Raw genomic sequence first — 6,386 nt, 5'->3', positions numbered from 1 at the left:
ATCTAGACTATTATTCTGACTCATATATTCTGACTCCTACTATTCTGACATATTAATTACTAGCTTCGCTAAAATCCTCAAGGATCGAATCATCTTTATCGGGGCAAAATTCTAGTGTCAAGCGTACTTTTCCTTTTTTCCAGTTATTTGCACGGAAACGTAATACCTCACAATCAATACCCGTATCAAAAAGGGCTGACTCTGGACTTTCTAAACAAACAAGTTCTTTAATTGCTTGTAATAATTGAATCACTTTAAATGTAGTTGCAACCTCAAAACTCTCAAGTGTTTCTGAATTTACAGAAACAACTTCATAATGATGCAGTCTTTGAAATTCATTATCCATAAATTTTCTCTATAACTACATCTATTTTTGATAAAAATTAAGGAATTAGCTGAAAATAAAAGGAATTTTTAAGAAGAAAAATACATACCATTAATTACGTATTTCTCCCAGATATATACTGATATTTTTAACTTAAACAATCGTTGTTTTCCCGATATCATGTGTTGTGTTAGGGAACTCCACAGAAAGAAATGCCCAATGTGATTCTGTAGCTTACTCTTAGGGAACACCAAGAAATAAATTGTCCCAATATATAAGGGGCAGGGATACCCAGCCCCTACTCCAATATGATACTGTTGGTCAATTCGTGTGGGGTTAAGCCCCTCAGCTTTTAACCCTTGATTTTGCGTTGTTTATCCGTCCTCAAATAAATTTCGAGCTAATAACTCAAGTTTCTTCAAACGGACTAAAAGCTTGGGAATTAAGGCAGGTGGTAACTGATGGGTTTGACCCCCTTTTAATTCGCCAACAGTATCCCAATATTGTAGGGGTGGGGTCTCCCCACCCTTCGCGTGATAGTGTTGGTAATTATATAATTTGAAGATTTTATTTTCTGGAAGTCACTTACGCAAAGCCTTCACCCAACCTTGTATCTTAAGAGTAGTAGTAGACCGTTCCAACCTTGGTCATAATAGACATCTCCGAGAATTAATTATGCATTATCCAAAACCCTGGTAGAGACGTAGCATTCCTACGTCTCTACGTCTTTTCTGGAGATGTCTAAGTATCTTTTTCAAAAAAATGCCCCCTCTTCGCAAACTGCAAAGAAGGGGTTAAAAAGATAAAACTCCTAGAAAAACCAACCGTAAGAATGTAAACCTTTACCCAAAAGATTCACACCTAAATAGCAAATCCAAACAACGACAAAACCACTTGCAGCTAAAATAGCTGGACGACGACCTTGCCAACCCTTAGTAATGCGAGCATGGAGGTATGCTGTAAATATTAACCAAGTAATTAAAGCCCAAGTTTCCTTTGGGTCCCAACTCCAATAGGAACCCCAAGCTTCATTTGCCCAAACTCCACCAGCAATAATCCCAATTGTCAATAGGGGAAAACCCAAACCAATAATTCGGTAGCTGATATTGTCTAAAGTTTCGGCAAGACTAAGACGTTGCGGTGATAAATTCGCAGTCGATATCTCATCCGATACTGATGCAGTCACCGATTGAGTACCCGCAGTCACTAGGTTGAGAACGGCGGTTTTGCCACTACCATTTCCGTTACCATTGCTATTAACTTCAAATCTGGCATAGCCGTTATTTTCGGCATTATCTAACGACGGTTCGGTGACAAGTTGACCAGCTTTATGTAGTTTGTAACCATTGCTGCGAAAACCGCCATTCCCAAACGAACTACCCTGAAGTTGAATATTTTGACCTTTGGTGACAATCAGAAATGCGATCGCAAGTAATGAACCTACCATCAAAGCTGAATAACTCAGCATCATCACGCTGACGTGCATCATCAACCAATTTGATTTGAGTGCGGGAACCAATGGTTCGGCAGTTTGCATGGACGATGGTAGTGTCAGTGCCGCAAAAGCTGTAATACCCATTGCCACAGGTGCAGTTACAACTCCCACTAAGCGACTGCGACTATTATTTTCGGCAATTAAGTGGACAGTTGTCATCCCCCAAGCCAAGAAAAATAAGGATTCATACAAATTACTCAGGGGAAAATAACCCGCTTCAATCCATCTAGCACCCAACAAAGAGGCTATACAGAGATTTGCGATCGCCATTCCCGCAGTTCCCAAGGCAGGTAAAATGGGGAGATTCGGAAATGCAGCCCCACACCAATAAACAAGCATGGTAATAAATAAGACTGCAAACGCAGCATTGTCCAGCCAGTTCTGAAGGACAACCAGATTGACAAAGCTCATAAAAATATTCTCCCCATTCAATTCTTAAATATTATTAATTTTGTCATGCTTCGATCCTACCTGATTAGGGGAAGGAAGGGGAAAGGATAGGAGGAAATTAGATAAGCTGATGTGCAGCTAGATTGTATAAGCAAAAATATAGAATAATTGTAGTGCGGGCATCTTGCCTGCCTCTGGTATACAAATTAGGCACATAGCAGCTTATCTAGTTGCCTACCTTTGTTAATTACGGTGTACACAAGTCTCTGATGTTGCCCATCAGCTTGTTGAATCCCCCCTAGCTTTCCAAGGGGGGAAAATAAAAAATCATGTTCCCTCCCCTTTGCAAGGGGAGGGTTAGGGTGGGGTTCTATATTTAATCAAGTTTTAAGCGGTTCACATCAGAATAATCCCCAATACCCAATCCCCAATACCTTATTTCTCTAACTTCTTCAAGGATACAAAAATATCATAGCGGGCACTACGATTATCGCTAACTGCGCTAGTCATGCCAATCGAGCGTGTGGATGACAATATTACTTGTTGGTTGGGAAATAAAAGTGGTAGGGGAAAATTTTTCTGGATACCATCGACATCCAAATAAAATTGTCCGTTCGTGGGATTTAGTTCTGATGGTACGGTTTTCTTAAATTCCGCAGCATTTGCCAATGAATTACCCGATTGGCTGATGATTTTTTCAGTAATTGGAGCGCCAATTGTCAAAAATGCAACTTTGTCATCTAACCAGCCATGACTTGCTGTTAAAGTTCCAAAGGGTCCAATCCAGTTAGTGACTGATTTCCCAGAAATATTTTTTTCTTCGATACGGAATTGATACTGACTCCGCATCACCTCATCTAACTCTTTCAGGGATGCTTCAGCACGGTTTTTATTGCTCGTTTTGACCAGAAACATCAAAGCTGCCCGGAAACTCTCATCAGCACCTACTTTTGATACAACTGGAACCACTGATAGAGAATACTCATTACCCATCCAACTGAGTAAATCCCGTTCCAAATCCATGTTAGTCGAGGATTTAAAATCAGCACGTAATTTCTCTGGTGTTAATGGTGACTGGGGATTTCCTTGGGATGTGGAAACATAATCAGCCCAAGTACGTTGTAAATTCCCACCAGAGAGCATCATCAGGGTTTCGGCTGGTATATGTTTTTGTATTTCACCTGCATTATTTTCTACTGCCAGTGTTCGCTGACTGTTGGGATTGAGCCACGAAACTCCTTTGAGCCGAATACCTTCATTTTCTAAAGTAATTGTCCCTGCTAATCCTTGATTATTTTGCAGTTGGGTCAACACTTGAGCAGGTAGTTGTCGGTTGGGTGCTGTGCTGGCTATTTTGGCGCTTGTGGGTACATTAATGTAAAATTGGGCAAAAGGTTGATAATTGGCGACTTTGGGGAAATTATCAGCTAAACCGGGTACTTTGGCTAGGGATGTTTTTGCTGTATAAGCATCGATCGCTTTTTCTGTGGCTTTGGAACTATCGGTAATGACGACAAATTTATTATCGATGACGGTTGTGGAAAATTTTTCCCCAGTGCTAATATCGCTTTCCTTAATTAAAACACCTTGGTAAGTGCGATCGCTCCAAGTTCCACCTTTGGGTGCTTTGAGTTGGGTTAAAATTTCTTTGGCATTTTCGGGGTTTTTGATGGGTAAAACCATCAGCATTTGCTGACTGTTGGCGACTTTTCCGTCGGTTGCAACGGGTTTGGAGGGTGATTTGATTGCGTCAGGTGCGATCACTGCTAAGGTAATCTCTTCTCCTACCCAAGGTTGGATATCTTTTTGGAAATCGTAACCGTTATTACTAAGAAAGCGATCGCGTAATTGGACTAAACTTTGCTCGATTTCGGTTTGAAGTTCTTTAGTTCCAAACTCGTGCAAGCGTTTCCACTGTTTTGTATCAGTTGTCAGAGAAACTGTAAATAGAGCATCTTGAGGAATTACGTTGGTAGCTGGGGGCAAATCCCTAGATAATGGCTGACTTTGAGTGATAAACCAGTATGCAGCGATACCACCAGCAATTAATACCCCAGTAGCTGAAAGCGTCAGTACAAGCGACGACTTCTTTTTGATTTTTGGAACGGAAAGAACAGGCAGTGGCATCGAAAACAATACCTCATTCAAGTTGCGATCAGGGAAGCTTAATGCCGGAAGCATAACGCATCAATGTGTTTAGTAGCCAAAACTAACTAAAAAGTTTCTTTGATTTTTGGCTATTTCAAAAGTGTGATTTTGCTGAAAAAACAAGGAAATATTTGACTTTTTATCAGTATTGGGTCAAATATCTACAATTTACTACTACTGTGAATAAACATCTAGTAAATGGGAATACTAATTTCATGAAACAAAAGTAAAGTAACATGAGGTAAGTGTAAATGACTACGGCAAGCAATACCCCTATTATCCCTGGATATCAAATTAGCGAACAGTTGTATGCTGGTTCCAGGACATTAGTATATCGAGGGATTAGAGAAGAAGATTCTTTGCCAGTTGTGATCAAATTTCTGACCTCTGAATATCCTACCTGCAACGAATTATTACAATTTCGCAACCAGTATGCGATCGCAAAAAATCTGAATTTTCCAGGAATCGTTCGTGCATTGTCTTTGGAAGTATATCGCAATGGTTATGCTTTCGTGATGGAAGACTTTGGGGGAAGTTCTTTGCGGGAATATAGAGACAATCTAACCAGATTACACCCAACATTTTTAGCAGAGTTTTTATCAATTACAATTCAACTTACTAATATTCTCCATCATCTTTATGAAAACCGCATCATTCACAAAGATATTAAACCCGCAAATATTCTCACTAATCCAGCAAGCAAACAAATAAAATTAATCGATTTCAGTATTGCTTCCCTACTTCCTAGAGAAACTCAAGAAATTAAAAGTCCCAATGTTTTAGAGGGAACTCTCGCTTATTTATCCCCCGAACAAACTGGAAGAATGAATCGCGGAATTGACTACCGCAGTGATTTTTATTCTTTGGGAGTAACATTTTATGAATTGCTCACTGGACAATTACCATTTATCTCTGATGAACCAATGGAGCTAGTATATTGTCATATTGCTAAAGAACCAGAAGCAATTAAAAATCAAGATATTCCTCAAGCTATTTCTGATATTGTAATGAAGCTAATGGCAAAAAATGCCGAAAATAGATATCAAAGTGCATTGGGATTAAAGCACGACTTAGAAAAATGTTTATCTCAAATTAAAGAAACAGAAAAAATTGAATATTTTCAAATAGCTGAACGGGATATTTGTGACAGATTTATTATCCCCGACAAACTTTATGGACGAGAATCCGAAGTAGAAACCCTACTACAAGCATTTGAGCGTGTCAGTCTTGGAGCAACCGAAATGATGCTGGTAGCTGGTTTTTCCGGTATTGGGAAAACAGCAGTTGTCAACGAAGTTCATAAACCCATTGTTAGAGAACGTGGCTATTTTATCAAAGGGAAATATGACCAATTCAATCGCAACATTCCCTTTAGCGCCTTTGTGCAAGCCTTCCGTGATTTAATGGAGCAATTGTTAACAGAAAGCGATGCTCAAATTCTCCAATGGAAAAGTAAGCTTTTAGAAGCAGTTGGAGAAAATGGACAGGTAATTATTGAAGTCATCCCGGAATTAGAACGGATTATTGGTAAGCAACCACTAGCAGCAGAATTATCAGGAACGGCAGGACAAAATAGATTTAATTTATTGTTCCAAAATTTTACTCAAGTCTTTACAAGTTTTGAACATCCATTAGTGATGTTTTTAGATGATTTGCAATGGACAGATTCAGCATCACTGAATTTAATACAGTTATTAATGACTGATACAGGTCATCTATTGTTAATTGGTGCATATCGAGATAATGAGGTTTTTCCAGCCCATCCTTTGATGATGACTTTGGATGATATTACAAAAGCTGGTGCTGTAGTTAATAGCATTACTTTACAAGCATTGAGTCAAAATAGCTTGAATCAGTTAGTGGGACAGACTCTTAACTGTTCATCTGATTTAGCACAGCCATTAACACAGTTAATTTCTCAAAAAACTCAAGGAAATCCATTTTTTAGCACCCAATTTCTCAAGGCTTTGTATGAAGAAAAATTAATTACATTTAATTTAGATGCTGGTTATTGGCAGTGTGATATTA

The 6,386-nt window shown here is 39.0% G+C and carries 4 protein-coding genes; 1 reads left to right on the top strand and 3 read right to left on the bottom strand.

Going from position 1 to position 6,386, the window contains the following annotated elements:
* Positions 1-52: 52 nt before the first annotated feature.
* The 3 genes from CK510_RS24450 to CK510_RS24440 form a co-directional block, all read right to left on the bottom strand.
* A complete protein-coding gene (locus CK510_RS24450) occupies positions 53-346 on the bottom strand; it encodes a KGK domain-containing protein (RefSeq protein WP_095724153.1) in 294 nt (97 codons plus the stop codon).
* Between the two features lie 790 nt (positions 347-1,136).
* On the bottom strand, positions 1,137-2,231 hold the full coding sequence (ccsB, locus tag CK510_RS24445; protein ID WP_095724152.1) for a c-type cytochrome biogenesis protein CcsB: 1,095 nt from the start codon (positions 2,229-2,231) through the stop codon (positions 1,137-1,139).
* Between the two features lie 414 nt (positions 2,232-2,645).
* The gene (locus tag CK510_RS24440) at positions 2,646-4,337 is read right to left on the bottom strand and encodes a DUF3352 domain-containing protein (protein ID WP_095724154.1); all 1,692 of its coding nucleotides are present in this window, start codon (positions 4,335-4,337) and stop codon (positions 2,646-2,648) included.
* 272 nt (positions 4,338-4,609) lie between these two features.
* Between CK510_RS24440 and CK510_RS24435 the strand changes: the two genes are divergently transcribed.
* On the top strand, positions 4,610-6,386 hold a 1,777-nt coding region (locus CK510_RS24435; RefSeq protein WP_143289418.1), incomplete at its 3' end, for an ATP-binding protein.

The organism is Brunnivagina elsteri CCALA 953 (genome assembly GCF_002289455.1).
Lineage (GTDB): Bacteria > Cyanobacteriota > Cyanobacteriia > Cyanobacteriales > Nostocaceae > Brunnivagina > Brunnivagina elsteri.
This window is presented reverse-complemented; position numbering and strand designations above follow the sequence as displayed.